Annotated in this window: 20 protein-coding genes and 2 tRNA genes; 7 read left to right on the forward strand and 15 right to left on the reverse strand. The window is 67.0% G+C overall.

Annotation, left to right across the window (positions count from 1 at the left end; translation table 11 throughout):
- Positions 1 to 186 precede the first annotated feature (186 nt).
- Positions 187 to 1,407, forward strand: a complete 1,221-nt coding sequence (locus tag KHB019_RS07520; RefSeq protein ID WP_337458552.1) for a zeta toxin family protein — start codon at positions 187 to 189, stop codon at positions 1,405 to 1,407.
- 183 nt (positions 1,408 to 1,590) lie between these two features.
- On the opposite strand, the gene KHB019_RS07525 is transcribed toward KHB019_RS07520, so the two are convergent.
- Entirely contained in the window at positions 1,591 to 1,860 is a 270-nt protein-coding gene (locus KHB019_RS07525; protein WP_337458553.1) for a glutaredoxin family protein, read from the reverse strand.
- Positions 1,861 to 1,994: 134 nt separating this feature from the next.
- On the opposite strand from KHB019_RS07525, the gene KHB019_RS07530 reads away from it, so the two are divergent.
- From KHB019_RS07530 to KHB019_RS07540, 3 genes are read left to right on the forward strand one after another with little or no spacing between them, the layout of a single operon-like run.
- Positions 1,995 to 2,585, forward strand: coding sequence for a hypothetical protein (locus KHB019_RS07530; RefSeq protein ID WP_337458554.1), 591 nt, complete (start codon positions 1,995 to 1,997; stop codon positions 2,583 to 2,585).
- Entirely contained in the window at positions 2,578 to 2,796 is a 219-nt protein-coding gene (locus tag KHB019_RS07535) for a hypothetical protein (protein WP_337458555.1), read from the forward strand. The genes KHB019_RS07530 and KHB019_RS07535 overlap by 8 nt, the downstream gene beginning before the upstream one ends.
- A complete protein-coding gene (locus KHB019_RS07540; protein WP_337458556.1) occupies positions 2,793 to 3,944 on the forward strand; it encodes a tyrosine-type recombinase/integrase in 1,152 nt (383 codons plus the stop codon). The genes KHB019_RS07535 and KHB019_RS07540 overlap by 4 nt, the downstream gene beginning before the upstream one ends.
- A 63-nt stretch (positions 3,945 to 4,007) precedes the next feature.
- Here KHB019_RS07540 and KHB019_RS07545 read toward each other — a convergent pair whose 3' ends face one another.
- The 7 genes from KHB019_RS07545 to KHB019_RS07575 form a co-directional block, all read right to left on the reverse strand.
- Positions 4,008 to 4,133, reverse strand: a complete 126-nt coding sequence (locus KHB019_RS07545) for a hypothetical protein (protein ID WP_337458557.1) — start codon at positions 4,131 to 4,133, stop codon at positions 4,008 to 4,010.
- A gap of 404 nt (positions 4,134 to 4,537) precedes the next feature.
- Positions 4,538 to 4,629, reverse strand: a tRNA-Ser gene (locus KHB019_RS07550).
- Between the two features lie 73 nt (positions 4,630 to 4,702).
- Positions 4,703 to 5,584, reverse strand: coding sequence for a carbohydrate ABC transporter permease (locus KHB019_RS07555; protein ID WP_337458558.1), 882 nt, complete (start codon positions 5,582 to 5,584; stop codon positions 4,703 to 4,705).
- Entirely contained in the window at positions 5,581 to 6,564 is a 984-nt protein-coding gene (locus KHB019_RS07560) for a carbohydrate ABC transporter permease (protein ID WP_337458559.1), read from the reverse strand. The genes KHB019_RS07555 and KHB019_RS07560 overlap by 4 nt, the downstream gene beginning before the upstream one ends.
- A 7-nt stretch (positions 6,565 to 6,571) precedes the next feature.
- Positions 6,572 to 7,936, reverse strand: a complete 1,365-nt coding sequence (locus tag KHB019_RS07565; protein WP_337458560.1) for an extracellular solute-binding protein — start codon at positions 7,934 to 7,936, stop codon at positions 6,572 to 6,574.
- 73 nt (positions 7,937 to 8,009) lie between these two features.
- Positions 8,010 to 9,644, reverse strand: a complete 1,635-nt coding sequence (locus KHB019_RS07570; RefSeq protein ID WP_337458990.1) for a glycoside hydrolase family 13 protein — start codon at positions 9,642 to 9,644, stop codon at positions 8,010 to 8,012.
- Positions 9,645 to 9,816: 172 nt separating this feature from the next.
- Positions 9,817 to 10,821 carry a LacI family DNA-binding transcriptional regulator gene (locus KHB019_RS07575; RefSeq protein WP_337458561.1) on the reverse strand — a complete coding sequence of 335 codons (1,005 nt, stop codon included), beginning with the start codon at positions 10,819 to 10,821 and terminating at the stop codon, positions 9,817 to 9,819.
- 145 nt (positions 10,822 to 10,966) lie between these two features.
- On the opposite strand from KHB019_RS07575, the gene nagE reads away from it, so the two are divergent.
- Positions 10,967 to 12,886 carry an N-acetylglucosamine-specific PTS transporter subunit IIBC gene (gene nagE, locus KHB019_RS07580; protein ID WP_337458562.1) on the forward strand — a complete coding sequence of 640 codons (1,920 nt, stop codon included), beginning with the start codon at positions 10,967 to 10,969 and terminating at the stop codon, positions 12,884 to 12,886.
- A gap of 36 nt (positions 12,887 to 12,922) precedes the next feature.
- Here nagE and KHB019_RS07585 read toward each other — a convergent pair whose 3' ends face one another.
- The 4 genes from KHB019_RS07585 to serS form a co-directional block, all read right to left on the reverse strand.
- Positions 12,923 to 14,176 (reverse strand): LCP family protein, encoded by a 1,254-nt coding sequence (locus tag KHB019_RS07585; protein ID WP_337458563.1) that lies wholly within the window; start codon positions 14,174 to 14,176, stop codon positions 12,923 to 12,925.
- Positions 14,177 to 14,195: 19 nt separating this feature from the next.
- Positions 14,196 to 14,280, reverse strand: a tRNA-Ser gene (locus tag KHB019_RS07590).
- Between the two features lie 47 nt (positions 14,281 to 14,327).
- Positions 14,328 to 15,155, reverse strand: a complete 828-nt coding sequence (locus KHB019_RS07595; protein WP_230101579.1) for an HAD family hydrolase — start codon at positions 15,153 to 15,155, stop codon at positions 14,328 to 14,330.
- On the reverse strand, positions 15,152 to 16,432 hold the full coding sequence (gene serS / locus KHB019_RS07600; protein ID WP_337458564.1) for a serine--tRNA ligase: 1,281 nt from the start codon (positions 16,430 to 16,432) through the stop codon (positions 15,152 to 15,154). Before serS ends, KHB019_RS07595 begins: the two co-directional genes overlap by 4 nt.
- Before the next feature lie 59 nt (positions 16,433 to 16,491).
- Here serS and KHB019_RS07605 point away from each other — a divergent pair, with 59 nt between their 5' ends.
- Positions 16,492 to 17,490: a diacylglycerol/lipid kinase family protein gene (locus tag KHB019_RS07605; RefSeq protein WP_337458565.1), complete on the forward strand. Its 999-nt coding sequence runs from the start codon at positions 16,492 to 16,494 to the stop codon at positions 17,488 to 17,490.
- A gap of 23 nt (positions 17,491 to 17,513) precedes the next feature.
- On the opposite strand, the gene KHB019_RS07610 is transcribed toward KHB019_RS07605, so the two are convergent.
- The 3 genes from KHB019_RS07610 to KHB019_RS07620 form a co-directional block, all read right to left on the reverse strand.
- Positions 17,514 to 18,257: a hypothetical protein gene (locus KHB019_RS07610; protein WP_230101582.1), complete on the reverse strand. Its 744-nt coding sequence runs from the start codon at positions 18,255 to 18,257 to the stop codon at positions 17,514 to 17,516.
- 21 nt (positions 18,258 to 18,278) lie between these two features.
- Positions 18,279 to 19,733: a cardiolipin synthase gene (gene cls, locus KHB019_RS07615; RefSeq protein WP_325470982.1), complete on the reverse strand. Its 1,455-nt coding sequence runs from the start codon at positions 19,731 to 19,733 to the stop codon at positions 18,279 to 18,281.
- Between the two features lie 80 nt (positions 19,734 to 19,813).
- On the reverse strand, positions 19,814 to 19,987 hold the full coding sequence (locus tag KHB019_RS07620) for a hypothetical protein (protein WP_337458566.1): 174 nt from the start codon (positions 19,985 to 19,987) through the stop codon (positions 19,814 to 19,816).
- A 118-nt stretch (positions 19,988 to 20,105) separates the two neighbouring features.
- Between KHB019_RS07620 and KHB019_RS07625 the strand changes: the two genes are divergently transcribed.
- Positions 20,106 to 21,224, forward strand: a complete 1,119-nt coding sequence (locus KHB019_RS07625; RefSeq protein WP_337458567.1) for a DUF4192 family protein — start codon at positions 20,106 to 20,108, stop codon at positions 21,222 to 21,224.
- Positions 21,225 to 21,227: the final 3 nt, after the last annotated feature.

Here is a 21,227-nt window from a genome sequence, read left to right on the forward strand (position 1 = left end):
TCTCGTCTCCCGCGCATCAACGGCGCTCTCCAGTTACAACCACTGCTAACCACTGCTGCTCCTACGCTATCTGTCGGCGCGGACATCCTGCCCGAGCGCGCCAAAGGCGCCGCCGGCATCCGGCGATGAATCCGACTCTCAACGTCAGCGCCACGGTGCTTGCTAGGCTCGGCGCAAGGAGTCCGAATGTCGAGCACGCCCTCATCCTGGCGCACGAGCGATGCGGTCGCATACCGGGTCGCCCGCGGCCGAGCGAGTGATGCGATTGCGTCGTTGACGGGCAATGCGAACGCCTCGGAAGCGACGGCTGAGGCCAGCGACCTTCTCGACCTGCTATGGAATGTCGACGGCGCATCGCGGTCCGCGATCGATGAGCTCTCAGTTCAGATCGCTCAGCACCGCAACGCTTCGATTGAAGCGGACTCTCGCAGTTCCCCGAGCGACGAGCACGAGGTCTTGGACGAGCGCGTGCTCCCGTCGTTGTTCTTCCGATCGGTCCCCCAGACCGAGCCGGCGTTGGTTCTGCTTGCGGGGCAGCATGGTGCTACAGCTGGACGCACGATCCAGACCGTTCAACAGCAGCATGCCGACCGTCTCGCTCCCCTCACATCCGACGTCATTGCCGCGTTCCAACCCGCATCTCGCCACGTGCGACAGTCGTCAGACGCGGACCACACGGATGTCCCAGCGACTGCGGACTGGTTGCAGGCCGCGATCGTGCACGCTCGCGAGCACCGTTTCTCGGCCCTCCTCGAGGGGCCGTTCCTTGCGCCCGAGACGGCGCTCGGTGTCGCCCACCGGTTCGCGGATGCCGGCTACCGGGTTCGTCTCGTGACTGTGGGTGTCCGCCCGGATGAGAGCTTGTTGGCGACGACGTCGCACTACCTGCAGCAGTTGCGGAGCGGCCGACCGGGCAGGTTCATCACCACCGATGCGCACGGACGCTCGGTGATGGCGTTGTCGGAGCTGGTGGATGCGGCCGAGCTGGACGCCAGCATCCGTCGCGTCTCGGTGGTCGATCGTCACGGAGCGTGGAGCTTCGACACCGAACACGGCGACTCGGGCGCGCTCACAGGGTTGCACACCGCACAAGCCGAGCGGATGTCCTCGCTCGAGTCCGTGCAGTGGTTGAGCGAGCTGCGGCGTATCACCGAGTACGTGAGAACGTTCCGGACGATGCCTCCGCCGATTACTGAGTCGCTTGTCGAGTTGCACGAGATGGCGCTGCGTGGTGTTCTGCCCGAGCTGCCCGTCCCTGTCGGATCGGAAGTCGTTCGGCTTCAGCAGGAGCGTCTGACTGCGGAGCTGGCCAGCCTGCGCGCAGGCCTTACCCGCGCTGAGCGTGAGGATCTCGCGGCCCCGACGTTCACCCCGTCCGGTCCGTCGAGTGACGGGCTCGGTCGGTGAGTCATCCGCGGTCTCTGCCATCCGCCGGATAGCTGCGCATGTGAAGCGGTCGGTGTGGTGCGGAGTGCCGCGTCGTGGAATACCGGACCGAGCGTGAGCGAGGGAGGATATGCCGCGAAAGCGCGGAACGGAGCAGCACGCCGGGCGCTACGATCTTGTCGCCGGCGGGCTTGACGCCACCCCTCACCTGCCGACGGTTCCCGGGCGGGTTGCCAGCGCGTCGATGCGATCCGGACGGAACCCCGCCCACGAGCTCTCAGGCCCGTCGCCGACGACCACCACAGGAGCTTCCGCGTAGCCGAGTTCGTCGACGAGATAGGCGCGCAGGGCTGCGTTGTGTTCTTCATGGATCTCGATGAGGTCGTATCGGATGCCGAGCTCGTCGAGTCGCCGGCATGTGAGCCGACATCTCTGGCATGCCGGCCCGGTCGAGTACACCGTCACCTCAGTCATTGCTGCCCTCCCGTGCTCAACGCCAATCCATTATTTGCGAATCTGAATTGCCTATTGACATAAGTAGATGACTAAGCCGTACACTTAGTCAAGAGCTTCTGCGAAACAGCAGCGCGGTAAGGCAAACTGAGGAGGTGAAGGTCGACGTGAAGAATCTCGATGGCAAGCCCATGACGTGGCGCTCCGCCACAGAGCCAGTCGGGTCCGCGCTGCGCATTGCTCCCGCATTCGTCGCATCCACCACGGATGAGGAGACGGGTGTGGAGACGACGATCGAAGCGCGGTACAGCACCGACGAGGGCCGCTACATCGTGACGACGATCATCAACCGGGCAACGCGAGACGACTTCGATCAGCAGGCGCTGCGGCGCACGGCATCCGTTGCGATCCTGCAGGCCGCGATCCCGCACTGCATCGCCGTCCGCCTCGCCGATGACCCAGACGCGGGGTGGACATCCATCGCGGACCTCACTTCTACAGAGGGGCGGATCATCCCGCCGTGGATGGCCGCCGCCGCCGTCAAGCGCGGCACGAAGGACGATCGCATGGAGGTCGTCGAGATCGTCTACGGCGCCGCCGCACTCTCCGGCAACCCGCCGGTGCGAGCGTTGCAGGTCGAACTCGACATCCCGCACCGAACGGCATCGGACTGGATCAAGAAGGCACGAGCGCAGGGGCGCCTGGACGGCATGACGTACAACGTCGGCCGCCAGGCAGATGGATGACGTCACCACACTCCCCCCGACCGACACGCACCAACTGACCCCGCTGTTCTACTCCGAAGAGGAAGCAGCCTTCCTCCTCGGCATCCACCGCACCACACTGCGTACGCTCGCCATGCACGACGAAGCGCCCGTGCCTGCGATCCACATCACCGAGCACAAGCGCATCTACCGACGCATCGACGTCGAACGACTCGCCGGCGTGACACCATGAGCGTCGAGGCCCGCAAGACGAAAGCCGGGAAGACGCGCTACCTGGCCCGGGTAAAGATCGGCAACGTGCAGATCGCGACCAAGACCTTCGCACGCAAGAGCGACGCGGAAGCGTGGGAGCGCGAGCAGAAGCACCTTCTGTCGACGGGACGTCCGCTGCCATCGACGAAGAAGCACTCGCTCAGCGAGCTCATCGCGATGTTCCAGCGGGCGCGGGCGAGTGGGAACCCGCACACGATCGAGACGGACAACAACAACCTCGCCGCGCTACCGAAGCGGCTTCTGGTTCGGCCACTCGGCTCCATTCAGGCTGACGAGATCCGCGATCACCTCCTCGCCGAGCTGCGATCGGGGAAGGCGCCGTCCACTGTCGCGCGGGCGAAGACGACGCTGAGCGCGCTGTTCACCTACGCGGAAGAGCAAGGATTGCTCCAGCAACCGCATCCGGTCCGCTCCATGAAGAAGATTCCCGAGCTCGGCACCGTCGCGCAGCGCTCCCTCAGTCTCGGTGAGATCCCGACACCCAGGGAGGTCGCCGGCGCGATCACCGCTTTGCGCGACCGCCGTGCGGACATCGCCGATGTGTTCGAGTTCATGGCGCTGACCGGAGTGCGCTGGGGAGAAACGCGCGCCATCCGCGTTCGCTGGCTCAGCGAGAACAGCCTCCCTCAGCTCAACGTCGAGCGCTCGCACTCCGACCGGTACTCAGAGAAGGCCCCGAAGTCGTGGCGCGGCACACGATCCATCCCGCTCTCGCCGCGCGCTATCGAGATCTTTCGCGCGCACGCGGCGGGGAAACGTCCCGGCGACTATCTCTTCACGAACCAGGCCGGCGATCAGCTCAAAGTTGGCGTCGTGCGCAAGTTCCCCCTCGGATTCCGTCGTCACGCGCTCAGACACTTCGCCGCATCCACCTGGCTGCGGCTCGGTACACCGATCAACGAAGTTGCCGAGTACCTGGGCGACGATCCGCGCACGGTACTCACTGTGTATGCCCACATCCTCGGTGAAGGGCAACGCCACGATTTCGTGCGCCGATTGGCGGCGGCCGAGGGCAGTCCCCTTCATGCCATGGACCTCACACACGATCCCGCGGTACGCAACGCGCCACACTCATTGGGCCCCGATCGAGGCTCGCTTGGAATGTAAGCGACGAGAACGGGGTCGCCGTACTCGCACTCGCAGGAGACCCTGGAGGACGCCCGTTCGGGATCAGTAATCGTCCTCATCGTCATCCGCCATGAACTCGTCCTCCATACCGGAAATGGCTGCCGACACTTTGGACATGTCCCCCGAGCTCAACGAGTGGTACTTCTCGTTGTACTCGTCTTCGCCCATTGTCGGGTCCCACCGACGGTCGATCAGCTCTTGAACGAGGTCAGGATTATTGCGCCTTCTGCCCATCTCTTCCAATCTCCGTTCCGCTCGAATGATGAGTGGATCATACGGTAGCGCCACACCCGTCGCGCTGAATGAAGCGCGACCGGCCGTGGGCCCACAAGCGCTGAGCGTGCACAAAGAAGCATGCAGGAGGCGCTTCCAGTGCGCAGTTCGAATCACCAACGAGAGTGAAGCCGTAGACGAAGATGTACTCGGCGGCTTGACCGCCTGCCCTTCCCCTGCACGTGACACTTTTCAAAATCGCGTACACTCCACGTACACTTTTGGCGCAAGTGACGCGCAGAATCGCTCAATAACCGAGCAAACCCGTTGCGAGATTTAGCCCCTGACCAGGGATCTTTTGGCGGAGACGGAGGGATTTGAACCCTCGGTCCCCGTGAGGGGACTCCACCTTAGCAGGGTGGTGCACTAGGCCTGACTATGCGACGTCTCCATGCATCCGGCTCGGAAGAGCGGACGCACTCAGCAATCATAACGGCTCGCGCGCGATGGCACGAACCGGGCATTCACCCCTTCACTGCCCCGCCCATTCCTGCGCCGTTGAGGAACAGTCGCTGGAACACGAGGAAGAGCACGATGGGGATCACCGTCGAGATCGCCAGCGCCGCGAGGAACACATCGAGCTCGATGAACTGCTGCAGCGCGGGCAGCCGCACCGACAGCGGCTGCACCGCCGGGTCGGGCAGCACGAGCATGGGCCAGAGGAAGTCCTTCCACGCCCCGATGACGGCGAACACTGACACGACGCCGATGATCGGCTTCGACATCGGCAGCACGATCGACCAGAACATCCGGTAATTGCCCGCGCCGTCCATCCGCGCCGCCTCGAACACCTCCCGGGGCAGCGAGTCGAAGAAGCGCATGACCAGCAGCACGTTGAAGGCGTTCGCTCCGGCAGGCAACCACACCGCCCAGAAGGTGTTGATGAGCGACTGGCCGAGCAGCGGCGGGTTCACGATCGTCAGATAGAGCGGCACGAGCAACACGATGCTCGGGACGAACAGCGTCGCCAGCACGAGCGCCACGACGATCTTGCCGTACCGAGGGCGCAGCACCGAGAGCGCGTATCCGGCCGTGGTCGCCACAATGACCTGCACGGCCCAGACGCCGGCAGCGATGACGATCGTATTCAGGAAGAACTTGTCGATCTCGACCCGCGTCCACGCGGTGATGAGGTTCTCCCAGTCGATGCCGTTCGGCCACAGCGCGAGCGGCGCCCGCAGCGTGTCCTGCGTCGGCGTGATCGCCGACTTCGCCAACCACAGAATGGGCCCGAGCCCGACGACGAACAGCGAGACGAGGAGGATGACGTGGCTCGCCCGAGCCGCGATCCGCACACGGGGGCGCCGCCAGTCGGCAGTGGACAGGATGCCGCGGTCCGCACTCATGACGTGCTCCAACTGCGAGTCAGGCGGAAGTAGATGATCGAGAAGATCGCCAGCACGATCGCGAGCATGATGCTGAGAGCCGTCGCCGCCCCGTAATCGCCGCCGAGGCTGTTCTGGAACGCGTACTTGTAGATCAGCAGCAGCACCGTCATGGTCGAGTTCGCCGGCCCTCCCCCGGTGAACAGGAACGGTTCGAGGAACACCTGAGCGGTGCCGATGATCTGCAGGATGAACGTGACCAGCAGCACGCCGCGCAGCTGCGGCATCGTCACGTGCCACACCTTCCGCCAGACACCCGCGCCGTCGACTTCGGCGGCGTCATACAACTCGGGCGCAACGCCGACGAGAGCGGCCAGATAGATGATGATCGTGCCGCCGGCGGCCGACCAGGTGGCGAACAGCACGAGAGACGGCATCGCACTCGCCTGATCCTGCAGCCACGGCAGAGGCCCGGCGCCGAACCATCCGAGGATCGTATTGAACACCCCGGTCGGCGAGGCGTCGTAGAAGAACTTCCACAGCAGTGCCGAGACCACCGGCGGCACGACGACCGGCAGGTAGGCCAGGGCGCTGTACAGGCCCCGCGCACGCTTGACCTCGCTCATGAGGACGGCGACGACGAGCGGCACCGGATACCCGAGCAGCAGGGCGAGCAGCGCGAAGTAGAGCGTGTTGACGACGGCCGTGCCCAGCAGCGGGTCCTGCAGCACGCGGTTGAAGTTCTCGAATCCCACCCACTCCGGCACGGTCAGCAGATTGGTCTCCTGGAAGGCCATCACCGCCGAGTCGACGATGGGCTTCCACGAGAAGAAGACGAAACTGAACAGCAGGGGCAGCAGGAACACGAAGGTGCTCACACCACCCCTGCTGAACCAGTCTCGAACTCGCCGTCCCGGCCTCGGCGCACGGACTGCGCGGTCGATCGTGGCCGCAGCGTCAGCGGTGCGTGGAGGGGCCGTGGACGGCGAGATCTGAGTCATCGATCGATCACTGAGCCTGATCGTAGACGGACTCGGCCTGCGCTTGCACGTCCGAGAGGAGAGCGGCGATGTCGGCATCCTCATCGGTCAGCACGGCCTGCACGACGGTGTCGAGCAGCGCGTAGACCTCCTGCGTCGCGACGCGGGGCTCCGGGATGATCGGCTGGTCGAAGATCTGGTCCGTGTACGGGGCCATCTGCTCGACCGGGACGTTGATGTAGTCGGCGATCCACTCGCGGTTCTGATCGAAGAGCTCCTGATCGAACACCGGCAGTTCCGGAGCCCCGACCGGCTGGTCGAGCGACGCCGACAGCTCCGCCGAGGCGACAGCGGCATCCTCGTTCGTGATCTTGCCCATGTAGTAGAAGTCGATCCACTTCACGGCAGCGGCCTGCTCGGCATCCCCGGCCTTCGGGTTCACGGCGGCCAGGGTCCCGCCCCCGAGCACACCGGGATCCGCGCCATCGAGCGGCAGCACCGTGAGTCCGTAGTCGTCCGGGTTCAGCGCGTTCTGGGTGACGAGGTTCGGGTAGTTGCCGCCGCCGGAGATGTACATGCCGATGCGCCCTGCCGCGAAGTCCTGGTTGATCGTCCCCCAGTCGTAGAGGAAGTTCGACCCCATCGAGTTGTCATCCCAGCGCAGGTCGTGCAGGTACTCCAGCGCCTCGGCCACCTCGTCGGAGTCGACCGTGGGCGCCGTGCTGTCGGCGTTCTCGGTGCGACCGCCGAACGCGTTCACGGTCGTGGCGAGGATCCACCCGCCGGTGTTCGCCGAGGTCATCGTCGCGTATCCGGCCTGACCGGTGGCATCCGAGATCGTCTTCGCGTACTCGCGGACCTCGTCCCAGCTCGTCGGCGGCTTGTCCGGGTCGAGCCCTGCCTCCTCGAACAGGGTGCGGTTGTAGTGCAGCCCCTGGCCGTAGGCGGCGATCGGCACGGCCCACATGTTTCCGTCGGCATCCTCGCCGGCCTGGGCGACGTTGGGGTTGAACTGATCGGCGTACGGCAGCTTCGCCACGAGCTCGCTGATGTCGGCGATCTGCTTGCGCTCGATCAGCCCGCGGCCGTCGGTGAACGGAATGGGGAACACGTCGGGAAGCGTCCCGCCGGCGAGCTCGGCGGCGAACGTCGTTCCCGTCCAGGTGTACTCCTGAGCCTCGATGGTGATGTCCGGGTTCGCGTCTTCGAACTCGGCCACCCGGGAATCGAACGTCTCCCGCGCCTCGGGTTCGAGCCCGGCGTCGATGGCGACCTGGATCGTCACCGGCCCGTCGGCGGCGTCGTCGGCGTTCCCACCGCCACCCGCACAGCCGGCGAGGAGCGCCACTGCGGATGTCATCGCGACCGCGCCGAAGGCGGTGCGTCGGATCATGGACGTCATTGTCTGGTCCTTTCGTGCTGTGTATCCGCGGCCGCGGCGCGACCGCTCTCCGGGTGCTGCTGGCTCACAGTTCGAGCCAGACGGTGGAGTCTGGGGGCAGCGTCCCGCCGTCGAGCGGGACGCTGGAGAGGAGCACCGAGGTGTGCGCGGGCAGCGGCACGGCGACGGCGCCGAGATTCGTGATGCTGACGGTCGTCTCGCCACGGCGGAACGCGAGCACGTCGGCGCCGAGATCGAGCCACGCGAAATCGCCGCGCAGGTCGTCCCGCTCCCGACGGAGGCGCAGCGCATCCCGGTAGAGGTTGAGCATGGATGCCGGATCCGCGGCCTGCGCGTCGGCGGTGAGCCCCGCCCAGTCCTCCGGCTGAGGCAGCCACGGTGTACCGCCCCACCCGTACGGGGCTGCGTCGCCCGACCAGGGCAGCGGCACCCGGCATCCATCGCGACCGGGGTCGACGCCGTCCGATCGGAAGTGCATCGGGTCCTGGATGACCTCGCGCGGCAGTTCGACCTCCGGCAGCCCGAGCTCGTCGCCCTGGTAGATGTAGAGGCTCCCCGGCAGCGCTGCGACCAGCAGTGCGGCGGCGCGCGCACGCCGGGTTCCGCGGGCCAGATCGCTGGGGGTGCCGAACCGCTTGCGGTCGAATGCGAAACCGGAGTCCGCACGGCCGTACCGGGTGACAGGGCGCGTGATGTCATGGTTGGAGAGCACCCATGTGGCGGGCGCCCCGACAGGTTCGTGCTCGGCGAGCGTGCGGGTGATCGACGCGCGCATCGCGGTTGCGCTCCACGGCTGCGTCATCAGATCGAAGTTGAATGCGGTGTGCATCTCATCGGAGCGCAGGTACCGCGCGAACCGCTCGGCGTCATCGAGCCACACCTCGCCGACCAGCACGCGTTCGCCGTCGTACTCGTTCGCGACTGCGCGCCACCCGCGGTAGATGTCGTGCAACCCGTCGCGATCGAGGTGCGGATGCTCCCCCGCCGCGACTCGACCTGCGGGCAGTTCGGGAAGCGCAGGATCCTTCACCGGCAGAGCGGCGGAGTCGATGCGCACGCCGGCGACGCCGCGGTCGAACCAGAACCGCAGGATCTCCTCGTGCTCGCGTCGGACGTCTGGATGGTTCCAGTTCAGATCGGGCTGCTCCGGCGTGAACAGGTGCAGGTACCACTCGCCCGGCGTCCCGTCCTCGTTCACGGTGCGGGTCCACGTCTGCCCCTGGAAGCTCGAGACCCAGCTCGTCGGGATCTCCTCGCCGTTCGCCCCTCGGCCCGGGTGGAACCAGAAGCGCTCCCGCTCCGGGCTGCCGGGGCCTGCGGCGAGCGCCTGCTGGAACCACTCGTGCTGGTCGGAGATGTGATTGGGCACGACGTCGATGATGACCCGGATGCCGAGATCGCCGGCATCCCGGATGAACTCCTCTGCCTCGGCCAGCGTGCCGAACCGGGGATCGATGTCGCGGTAGTCCTGGACGTCGTAGCCGCCGTCGGCGAGCGGACTCGGGTACCACGGCGTGAACCAGAGGGCGTCGACACCCAGCTCCTTGAGATAGCCCAGTCGGGCCCGGACCCCGGCGAGATCGCCGGTGCCGTCGCCGTTCCCGTCGGCGAAGCTGCGGATGTACACCTGGTAGATCACGGCGTCGCGCCACCAGCCGGCATCCTCCCCGGCGTCAGCGGGGCGCGCGATGTCCGGCATCGTCAGGGCTTCGGTGTCCACATCTCTCCTCGGCGTCAGTGCGTTCGGTGATTTGAAATGTAGCTTCCCCGATCACGTTTTGCAAGAAGTAATGTTAATTACGCAATTTTGCGACGAGAAGAGCACATGCTGCATCCACCCGTCGTGCGACCCGCGGAGGATGCGTGCGGAGTCAGCCGGCCGGCGCCGTCGACGAGCGCAGCACCAGTTCAGGCTCGAAGAGCAGCTCATCGGGCGCCTCCGTGGTGCCGGCGATCTGCGACAGCAGCAGCTCGATCACTGTGCGCCCCATGGACTCGATCGGCTGGCGCACCGTCGTCAGCGGCGGCTCGGTGCAGCTCATCAGTGCGGAGTCGTCGAAGCCGACGACGCTGACGTCCTCCGGCACCCGCAGCCCCGCTCGGCGTGCCGCCCTGATCGCCCCGAGCGCTATCGGATCGCTGGCGCAGACCACGGCCGTGGCTCCGGCGGCGATGAGGCGCGTGGCGCCGGCCTGACCCGACTCCAGGGAGTACAGCCCCCGAACGACCATGTCGTCCTCGAGCGGCGCACCGAGCTTCTTCAGCAGCGGGCGCGCGGCGTCGAGCTTGCGCTGCGAGGGGATGTGGTCGGCCGGGCCGAGCAGCATGCCGATCCGTCGATGGCCGAGCTGGTGCACGTGGAGCACGGCCTGCTCCGCGGCTGCGGCGTCATCCGTCGACACCGTCGGGAACGAGAGCTCGGGGATCCGGGCGTTGACGAGCACAGTCGGCAGATTAACCTTGCGGAGCCGCTCGTAGTGCGCGTGCGGCGCGTCGCCCTGCGTGTAGTTGCCCCCGAGGAAGATGACGCCGGACACCTGCTGCGCCAGGAGCAGATCCACATAGTCGGACTCGGTCACTCCGCCCGCGTTCTGCGTGCACAGCAACGGCGTGTACCCGTTCTGCGTCAGGCCGCCGCCGATGATCTCGGCGAGCGCGGGGAAGATCGGGTTCTGCAGTTCGGGCAGAACGAGCCCGACCAGGCGCGCTCGTTCACCGCGCAGCTTCGTCGGCCTTTCGTAGCCGAGCACGTCGAGCGCCGTGAGCACCGCCTGCCTGGTGCCCTCCGACACCCCCGGCTTGTCGTTGAGGACGCGACTGACCGTCGCCTCACTCACGCCGACCTTGCGCGCCACCTCTGCCAGTCGCTTGGACATGGGGCAAGTGTACGCAAGAACTTGCATGAACATGCAAATGATTGCGTACGGCGAATCATCCACAGATCACCCACCACCTCACCGCACGCGCGCCTCGGGGAGTATCGTGACCCAGCGGTATCCGCGCTCGATGAGGAGATGTCAGATGAAGTTCATGCAACGGCTCGGCCGGTCGATCATGCTCCCGGTGGCCGTGCTGCCGGTGGCCGCGATCCTCTCCGGAATCGGGTACTGGATCAAATCCGCCGCCGGCGACAACATCGTCTCCGCCTTCCTCAGCGCGGCGGGCGGCGCACTGCTCGACAACATGGCCCTGCTGTTCGCGATCGGCATCTCGCTGGGGATGGCGAGCAAATCCGATGGCACATCAGCGCTCGCCGGCCTGGTGTCGTGGCTCACGGTCACGACGCTGCTGAAGCCGGAGACCGTCATGCTGCTGACCGGCTCAGGAGACGTGAACGAGGTCGACCCCGCGTTCCTGAAGGTGCAGAACGTGTTCGTCGGCATCATCTGCGGTCTCATCGGCGCGTGGTGCTACGACCGGTTCAAAGACACCAAGCTGCCGGACGCGCTGTCGTTCTTCTCGGGCAAGCGCTCCGTCGCGATCGTCACAGCCGGTGTCTCGCTCGTGCTCGCCATCGCCCTGTTCTTCATCTGGCCGTTCGTGTACGGCGGCCTGGTCATGTTCGGCGAGTGGATCGTCACGCTCGGCCCCGTGGGCACGGGCATCTACGGCTTCCTCAACCGGCTGCTGATCCCGGTCGGCCTGCATCACGCCTTGAACTCGGTGTTCTGGTTCGATGTCGCCGGCATCAACGATCTGAACAACTTCCTGGCAGGTGAAGGCACCTACGGTGTGACCGGCCAGTACATGACCGGGTTCTTCCCCGTCATGATGTTCGGCCTGCCGGGTGCCGCACTGGCGATGTACCTGACCGCCAAGACCAAGCGCAAGAAGATCGCGTACGGAATCCTGCTCTCCGGCGCGATCTCGTCGTTCTTCGTCGGCGTGACGGAGCCCCTCGAATTCGCCTTCATGTTCCTCGCTCCCCTGCTGTACCTGATCCACGCGATCTTCATGGGCATCTCGATGGCGATCGCCGCGATCCTGCCGGTGCGGATGGGCTTCGGATTCTCCGGAGGTTTCATCGACCTCGTGCTCGGGTGGGCCAATCCGATGGCGCAGAATCCCTGGTTGATCATCGTGCTCGGAGCCTTCTGGTTCGTCATCTACTTCGTCGTGTTCTACTTCGTGATCAAGCGCTTCAACCTGAAGACCCCCGGTCGCGAGGACGACGACATCGACGAGACGACCGCCACGACCGGCGCATCCGACGACGGCTACCTGGCGACGGCCAGCCGATTCCTCGACGCGCTCGGCGGCAAGCAGAACATCACGCAGTTGGAGAACTGCACGACACGGCTGCGTCTGGAGCTCGCCGACGTCGACAAGGTGGATGCTGCGGCCCTGAAGCGCGCGGGCGCTGCCGGCACGATGAAGTCCGGCGGGCGGGCGGTGCAGGTCGTCTACGGCCTGAACGTGCAGTTCGTGAAGGATGCCATGGACCGGCTGATCTCCGGCGAAGCCGAACCCGTGGCGGCTCCCCCGGCCGGCCCGGCCGGATCCGTGCTCACGGACGCACGCCCGACCACCGGCCGAAAGCTCGTCCTGCGTCAGCCGCTGCAGGGCCAGGTGGTGCCGCTCTCCGAGGTTCCCGATCCCACGTTCGCGGAAGAGATCATGGGCCCTGGGCTGGCGATCCGTCCGAGCGGGGATCTCGTGATCGCGCCGGCCGACGGCGTCGTCGAGGGCGTCTTCCCGACCAGCCACGCGGTGGCCCTGCGGCTGGACGACGGCACCGAACTGCTCATCCACGTCGGCGTCGACACCGTGAAGATGGACGGCGCCGGCTTCGAGACGCTGGTCGCGAAGGACGCGCACGTCAAGGCGGGTACGCCACTGCTGCGCTTCGACACGGCGAAGATCGTCGCAGCCGGACTCTCGCCGGTCACGCCCGTGATCGTACTGAACGACGAGAACGCCGAGATCGAGTTCTCAGGCTGAGGGTTCGCGGCCATGGTCGCGCCCGGACCGCACCCGTCAGCGGATGTTTCCGTTGGAGCAGGTCTGCTGAGCGGCCGAGTTGCCCTTGATGTTGTCCGGAAGAGCCTCGACGCCATCGCTCGGCGTGGCCGTCTCGGTCGGCGTGGGCGTCGCCGTCTCGCCCGGCTCTTCGGCAGAGGGCTGATCCTCGATCACAACGCCGTCGTTCGACGTGTTCTGGTGCGTGACCTGCAGCTGCTTGTTCGCGTTGATCGCGTCCCACATGATCGTGGAGGAGTCGTAGTCGGGGACGACCTTGTTGACGTCGGCCGGGTCCTCGAACGTCGGGTACTGCAGGAAGACGATGTCCTCGAACGGGACGTCCTTGACGGCGAGACCGATCTGCACGAGCGTCGTCGGGTTCGTGAGCGACGTGCTGGCCTCGAGGTTGCTCAGCGCGGTGTGCGCCAGACGCAGCATGACGGGCACGTTGCCGAGCACCTCGCCGCTGATGAGCTTGCGAGCAAGGCTCGACATGTACTGCTGCTGGTTGCCGATGCGGCCGAGATCGCTGCCGTCGCCGACGCCGTGCCTCGTGCGCAGGAACTGCAGCGCCTCCAGGCCCTTGACGGTGTGCGTTCCCGCCTCCATGTCGAGGCCCGTGTAGCGGTCCTTGATCGGGGTCGCGAGGCACACGTCGACGCCGCCGATGGCATCGGTGATCTCGATGACGCCGCCGAAGGTGACGGATGCCGCGAACTCGATGTCCTGGCCGGTGAGCTCGGAGATGGTCTTGGCCACGCAGTTCAGGCCGGCGTCCATGTACGCGCTGTTGAGCGGCTGCTTGCTCATCGCGTACGTGGTGCCGCCGTCCTCCCTGGTGCACTCCGGAATCGGGAGCATCAGGTCGCGGGGGAAGCTCACCGCGGTGATGCGGCGCGGTTCCTCCGAGACGTGCATGAGGATGTTCACGTCGTTGAGGGTGCCCTCGGAGTCGGGCCCCGAGCAGCGGTCGCCGAACAGGTGCGCGTACTTCTGCTCGCAGTTGTCCGTGCCGACGAGCAGCAGGTCGAACCCGCCCTCGTACTCGCCGAGGTCCGGCGGAACGGGCTTCTGCCCCTCGAGTTCCACGGCGTCGGCGGTGGCCGTGTTGAGCAGGTCGCTCGCGACGAAGGCAGCGACGCTCACGCCGCTGACGAGCGCGACCGCCATGGCGATGCCGATGATCTTCAGAATCTGGCCGAGCGGACCAGGGGTCCGCAGCTGACCGTGGCGCGCCACGGTCTTGCGGCGACGGATCTTCGCGCTCACTCGGTGCCTTTCACATCTGCGGAGGGCGTGGGATTCGAACCCACGAGACATTTCTGCCCACTGGTTTTCAAGACCAGCTCCATCGGCCGCTCGGACAGCCCTCCATCGACGGACGAATCCGCCGATCAGTGGTCGAGTCTAGCCGCTTTCATTATCGCGGCCTGACCTGGGCACGCCCTGGATGCACCAGCAGCGAGTCCAGCGCATGCGCGAGCCCGCCCTCCTCGACGTCGCCGGTCACCTCTGTCGCAGCATCCTTGACCTCGTCCGGCGCCTGGCCCATCGCGATCGCACGGCCACCGTGCTCCCGTGCCCATCCGAACATCCCGATGTCGTTGCGGCCGTCACCGGCGACGAACACCCGACCATCGGCCAAGCCGAGCTCGGTGTGGACCCGCGCCAAGGCGCTGCCCTTGTCGACGCCCTGCGGTGCGATGTCGAGCCACGCCGTCCACCCGATCGCGTACGAAACCTCGTTGAGACCCGTCTCCTCGACGATGCGGTGGAAGTCGTCCTCATCGTGACCGGGCGACACCACGACGACGCGCGACACCGGTTCACCGGCCAGCTCGTCGATCGCCACCTTGCGGCCGCCGTCGAGCGTCCAGTCGGCCAGCTCGCCGGTGAACAGGCGGGTGCCGTCATCGAGTTCGACCATGTAGTGGGCCTCCGGCAGCCGCTCGGTGAGCAGCGAGAGCACCGCGCTCGGGTCGAACGTCTCGACGTGCCACCGCTCCCAACCGCCGTCGACGCGGCGCATCGTGACGGCGCCGTTCGAGCACACCACGAAGTCGGCCACGATCTGCAGCTCGTCCACCCAGCGCTCGGTCGCAGCCCAGCTGCGTCCGGTGGCGATGGTCACGACGTGCCCGGCATCCCGAACCCGTGCGACGGCCTCGGGGACGCCGGGACTCATCGACTCATCCTGCAGGATGATCGTGCCGTCGACGTCGAGCCCGACGAGCCAGGGAGAAGTCACGCCAGCGGCTCCAGAACCTCGAGTCCGCCCAGGTAGGGGCGCAGCACCTCCGGCACGCCCACCGAGCCGTCCTCCTGCTGGTGCGTCTCGAGCAGTGCGACGATCCACCGCGTGGTGGCGAGCGTGCCGTTCAGAGTCGCGACGTGCTCCGTCTTCCCCGCGGCGCCGTCGGTCGCGGGGCGGTGCCGCACATCGAGCCGGCGGGCCTGGAACGTCGTGCAGTTCGAGGTCGACGTCAGCTCGCGGAACGCCTTCTGCGTCGGCACCCATGCCTCGATGTCGTACTTGCGCGCGGCGCTCGACCCCAGATCTCCTGCGGCCACGTCGATGACGCGGTACGACAGCCCGAGCGCTGTGAGCATCTCCTCCTGGAGTGCGACCAGGCGCAGGTGCTCCTCCTCCGCGGCTTCCGGGGTGGTGTAGACGAACATCTCCAGCTTGTTGAACTGGTGCACGCGGATGATGCCTCGGGTGTCCTTGCCGTACGACCCCGCCTCACGGCGGTAGCACGTCGACCAGCCGGCGTAGCGAAGAGGGCCGCCCTGCAGATCGACGATCTCGTCCTTGTGGTAGCCCGCGAGCGCGACCTCGCTGGTGCCGACGAGATACAGATCGTCGTCCTTGTCGAGGTGGTAGACCTCGTCCGAGTGCTCACCGAGGAAGCCGGTGCCCTGCATGATCTCCGGGCGCACCAGCGTCGGCACGATCATCGGCGTGAAGCCGTTCTGCAGCGCCTTGTCGAGCGCGAGGTTCATCAGTGCGATCTCGAGCCGCGCACCGATGCCCTTGAGGAAGTAGAACCGCGCACCGGACACCTTCGCCCCGCGCTCCATGTCGATCGCGCCGAGCTTCTCGCCGAGTTCTAGGTGGTCGCGCGGCTCGAAGGCGAAGACGGGCGTCTCGCCGACCCGGCGCAGCTCGACGAAGTTCTCCTCGCCGCCGGCGGGGACGCCGTCGATCACGACGTTCTCGATGAGTGCGAGGGCGGATGCCGCGGCATCCGCTGCCTCGTTCGATGCCTGCTGCGCCTGCTTGACGCGGTCGGCGAGTTCTTTGGCCTGGGCGACGAGCGCCGCCTTCTCATCCTTGGGCGCCTTCGCGACCTGCTTGCCGAACGCGTTCTGCTCGGCCCTGAGGTCTTCGAAAGCGGTCAGGGCGGCCCTGCGCGATCGATCCGCCTCGATCGCAGCGTCGACGGTCGAGGCGTCGTTGCCGCGCGCTGCCTGCGAGCGGCGGACGATCTCGGGCTGGTCGCGAAGGATTGCGAGGTCGATCATTCCTCAAGTCTAGCCAGCGCTCGCGCTCCATTCCGGGCGTGAGCCGTAGAGTGAACGCCATGACGAAGACCACGCCGCTGCAGCGCCAGGCGGCCCTCGTCTACAACCCCATCAAGGTCGACGAGAAGCGTCTGCGCACCGCTCTGCGCCACCACTCGAAGGATGCCGACTGGGCGGCTCCGATGTTCTATCCGACGACGATCGAGGATGCCGGTCAGCAGGCGACACACGATGCGATCGCCGCCGGCGCCGATGTGGTGCTGGTCGCCGGGGGCGACGGCACCGTCCGCGCCGTCGCGGAGGCCATGGCGGGCACCGATGTGCCGCTCGCCATCGTGCCGAGCGGGACCGGGAATCTCCTCGCCCGCAATCTCGGCCTGCCACTGCTGGGTCCTGATCGCATGATCCGCGCCGCGCTCGGCGATTTCCGGCATCCGATCGACATCGGCTGGGCCGAGCTCACCCGCGAGGACGGCGGGACGAGCGAGCACGCCTTCGTCGTGCTCGCCGGCATGGGGCTGGATGCCGACATGATCGCCAACACCCGACCCGACCTGAAGAAGTCCGTCGGCTGGGTCGCGTACGTCGACGGCGCCGCGCGCTCCCTGCCGAACGCGAAGCCGTTCCGCATCGTCTACCAGGTCGACGAATCGCGGCTGCACTCGACCAAGGTGCACAGCGTGCTGTTCGCCAACTGCGGCACGCTTCCCGCCGGGATCGCCCTGATCCCCTCGGCGTCGATCGCCGACGGGGTGATGGATGTCGCGATCATCCAGCCGACGGGCCCACTCGGCTGGCTCGGCGTCTGGCGCAAGATCTGGTGGGACAACTCGGTGCTGCGGCGGTTCCGCGCCGGGCGCCTCGTACTGCAGCGCCGAGGAAAGGACGCCTCGGTGCGGTACCTCCGCGGGCAGGCCGCCGAGGTCGCCCCGATCGAGCCGACGGCGATCGAGCTGGACGGCGACGAGTTCGGCCTCGCCGTGCGCATCCGCTGCCGCGTCGCGCAGGGCGCCCTACTGCTCGCGCTCCCGGACGGGCACCCCGTCGACGGGCTCTGACGGCCGCGCGTGCTGTCGTCGATTCAGCCGCGCAGCACGCTCACGGTGCCGTCAAGGTTGTCCCCGACGAGGGTCAGGGTGAAGTCCGCGTCGTCGTCGGTCTCGCTCACACCGAGAACGGTGGCCCGAGGCGCCATGTCCATGGTGCAGACGCGGTCTTCCGTCGTGAAGGTGACCGTGGCGCCGCCCGACGCCTCCTCGACGCCCTCGACGATCGGCGGGCAGCTGGAGGAGCCCCACGTCAGCAGCACGATCCCCTCGTCGTCGAACCAGCCCGCGCTGGGTGCGAACTCGGTCGACTGCCCGGGGACGCCGGTCAGCGCGGCGTTGCCGTCGAGGTCGACGTCGTCCGTGAAATCCGCAAGCGTCACGGTGAACTCGACGTCCTTCGTCGGATCGACTCCCTCGGGCAGCGCGCCGATGCTCGCCCGCGGGGCGAGATCGGAGGTGCACGCCTGCTCCGCGCCGTCGGCGCTCGGAGCATCCACGAGCGTCACAGCGACCCGCTGCCCTTCGGCGGATGCCTCCTCGACGACCGGAACACAGGTCGACGACCCCCAGGTCACGATCGCGAACATGCGCCCGTCGTCCAGCCAGGCCGCCTCCAGGTCATCGTCCGAGATCGGAGCGGTGGACGCCCCGGAGTCGTCAGGAGTGCCGCTGCTCGTCGGCGACTGCTCGCCGGGCGACGATGCACAGCCGGCCAGCAGCAGGGCAGCGGCGAGCGCGGCGGCAGCGGACAGGGCCAGGCGCGACGAGGTGATCATGCGTTCAGGTTACCCCGCGCTCTACTGCAGCGCAGAGGTCAATCTGGCGAGGTTGTCGAGCACGGTGGAGCGCAGCGGCTGCTGCATCCACTCCTCGAGCGTCAGCTCCCGACTGAGCGCGCGGTACTGGTCTTCGACGGCCCTCACCTCGGCGACGAACTCCTCACCGCGGACGAGCATCGACACCTCGAGGTTGAGGCCGAACGAGCGCATGTCCATGTTGCTCGAACCGATCACGGCGATCTCGTCGTCGATCGTCAGGCTCTTGGTGTGCAGGATGTAGGGCTTGCGGTACATCCAGATCCGGACGCCGGCGCGCAGCAGCGCCTCGTAGTAGCTGCGCTGCGCGTGATACACGACCGCCTGGTCGCCCTCTTCGGAGACGAACAGCTCGACCTGCACTCCGCGATCGCTGGCCGAGCTCACCGCGAGCAGCAGCGCCTCATCGGGAACGAAGTACGGGCTGACGATCATGATCTTCTCCTGCGCGCCGTACAGCAGCGCGAGGAAGAGCCGCAGGTTGTTCTCGACCTCGTACCCCGGGCCGGACGGCACGATCTGGCAGTCGAGGTCGCCCGTGCCGATCTCCGGCGTCGTGATGTCGATCTCGCTGAGGATCTCGTCGGTCTCGCTGTACCAGTCGCTGAGGAAGATCGCGTTGAGGCTGAGCACGATGGGTCCGTCGACGCGCACCATGAGGTCGACCCAGTGCAGACCGCGCTTGATGTTCTTGGGCAGGTTGTATGTCGAGTCGGTCACGTTCTGCGAGCCGAGGTAGCCGACCTTGCCGTCGACCACGAGGAGCTTGCGGTGATTGCGCAGATCGGGGCGCTGCATCCGGCCCTTCAGGGGCTGCATCGGCAGCAGCAGGTGCCAGCTCGCCCCCATCGCGTCGAGGCGCTTGATCGTGGCCCGATAGCGCGGTTTCCAGCGGTTCGCCCAGTGGTCGAGCAGCACGCGGACCGGGATGCCGCGGGCCGCGACCTCTTCCATGGCGCGGAAGAAGTTGTCCGTCGCGGTGTCGGACTGCAGGATGTAGAACTCGACGTGCACGTACTCTTCGGCCGCACGGATCGCCTCCGCCATGGCATCCAGTGACTCCTGATAGTCGCTGATCAGGTGCGCGCCGTTGTCGCCCGAGATGGGCAGGGCTCCGAGATGCTGGTTCATGGCGACGACCGAGCGCAGCCACTGCGGGGCGTGCGGACGCAGCGTGCCGAAGTGCAGCTGGTCGCTCGTCTCGGCGATGTACTGGTTGATCTGCTCCTGCTTGCGTCGACGCGCACGCGGCAGTCGCGGGTTCCCGATGACCAGGAAGAGCAGCACCCCGATGTAGGGGATGAAGAAGACCGCGAGCAACCAGGCCATCGCCGCGGTCGGGCGCCGATTGCGCGGGATGATGATGATCGCAGTGACGCGGATGGCGATGTCGATCACGAGGGCGATCGCGAGCACCCACCACGGCCACTGGTCCAACGGCTTCACCCCCGGCATCCGGTGTCGGGCGCCGAGTACGGCGCATCTGACTCAGCGTACTGGGTGCTGCTGACGCGCGATCAGGCGCGCGGCGGCAGACCGCGCGCTGCGCGCTCCTCGGCTTCGATCCGAGCGTGCACCTTGCGCTCTGTCCGGTCGAACCGGATGATGCCCCGCACCACGAAGAAGAACACCACGCTGACGGCGACGGTCGGCAGAAGCGACCAAGCGACGGCAGCCCAGAACGTGTCCATGACTCAATGGTACGCGGTCGCCGTGCACGCGGATCCCACTCGCCCTGCACAGCGGGCGATTCGGGCTGAGGGCTGTGAGTGCCGGTTTCCGCGACGCGCGACCGGCCACACTCGCGGCATGAACACAGTCCTCCGAGCAACTGATTCCGCCGACTTCCTCGGCCTCGTCCCGGCGCTGGCCGGCTTCACCCCGCGGCAGAGCATCGTTCTCGTGCCGTTTCAGCGGTCCCGTGCGCACGGCGCGATGCGCGTCGACCTGCCGCGCGACGACGTCGAACTCGGTGACTACGCCGATACCGCGATCGGGCTCGTGTCCCGCGTGAGCGGGATGGATGCCGTCGCCGCCGTCGTCTACACGGATGATCTGCCGCTGCACACGCCTGACGGCATGATCCTGCCGCAGACGGTCGCCATGGAGGAGCTGCTGGCCGTCGCGGTCGACACCGGCCTCCACATCGTCGACGCGCTGTGCGTCATGCCGTGCGGCTGGTCGAGCTACTTCGACGACGACCCCGAGCTGAACCCGCTGGACGAGATCGAGCGGGGTTCGGAGATCCCCGGCGTCCCGGACGTGTCCGGCGATCAGGATGCCGGGGTCGAACTCCCCGTCGTCGGCCTCGCCGAGAAGGAGCGGGTCGGGCGCGCGCTGCGCGAGCTGTCGGAGGTGCTCGCACACGACGGCGGCCATCACGACGAACGCGAGAACCCGCAGGCTCTCGCCGCCGCGCTGCTGCTCGACGACCTCCCGATGTTCTTCGAGACCGTGATCGCGCGCCCCGATGAGCTGCCGCCGTTCGTGACCGGTGCGCTCCTGTGGTGCCTGGAGCGCCCGGCCCTGCGGGATGCCGCGCTGCTGCAATGGGCGACCGATCTGCCGACCGGCATCCGTGCCTTCGACGCACAGCTCGCATTCTCGACGACGGGTCGGGTCGTACCCGACGACCTCGGGCAGATGTTCATCGGGCAGGGCGAAGCGCCGGACGCTGAGCGCCTCATGGTCGCCCTCGACGTGCTCCGGCGCGCTGCCGCCAGTGCGCCTCGAGCATCACGATCTGCGCCGCTGACACTGGCCGCCTGGATCTCCTGGGCACTCGGGCGCGCGACGCACGCGCAGCACTACCTGAACGCGGTGGGCGAGATCGATCCCGACTACTCGCTCGCGCGACTGCTGTGCACCCTCATCGACGCCGCGGTCCTGCCGGAATGGACGTTCCGGCGCAGACACGACGCCGAATGAGGG

It is taken from the genome of Microbacterium sp. KHB019 (assembly GCF_037285405.1).
Classification (GTDB): Bacteria; Actinomycetota; Actinomycetes; order Actinomycetales; family Microbacteriaceae; genus Microbacterium.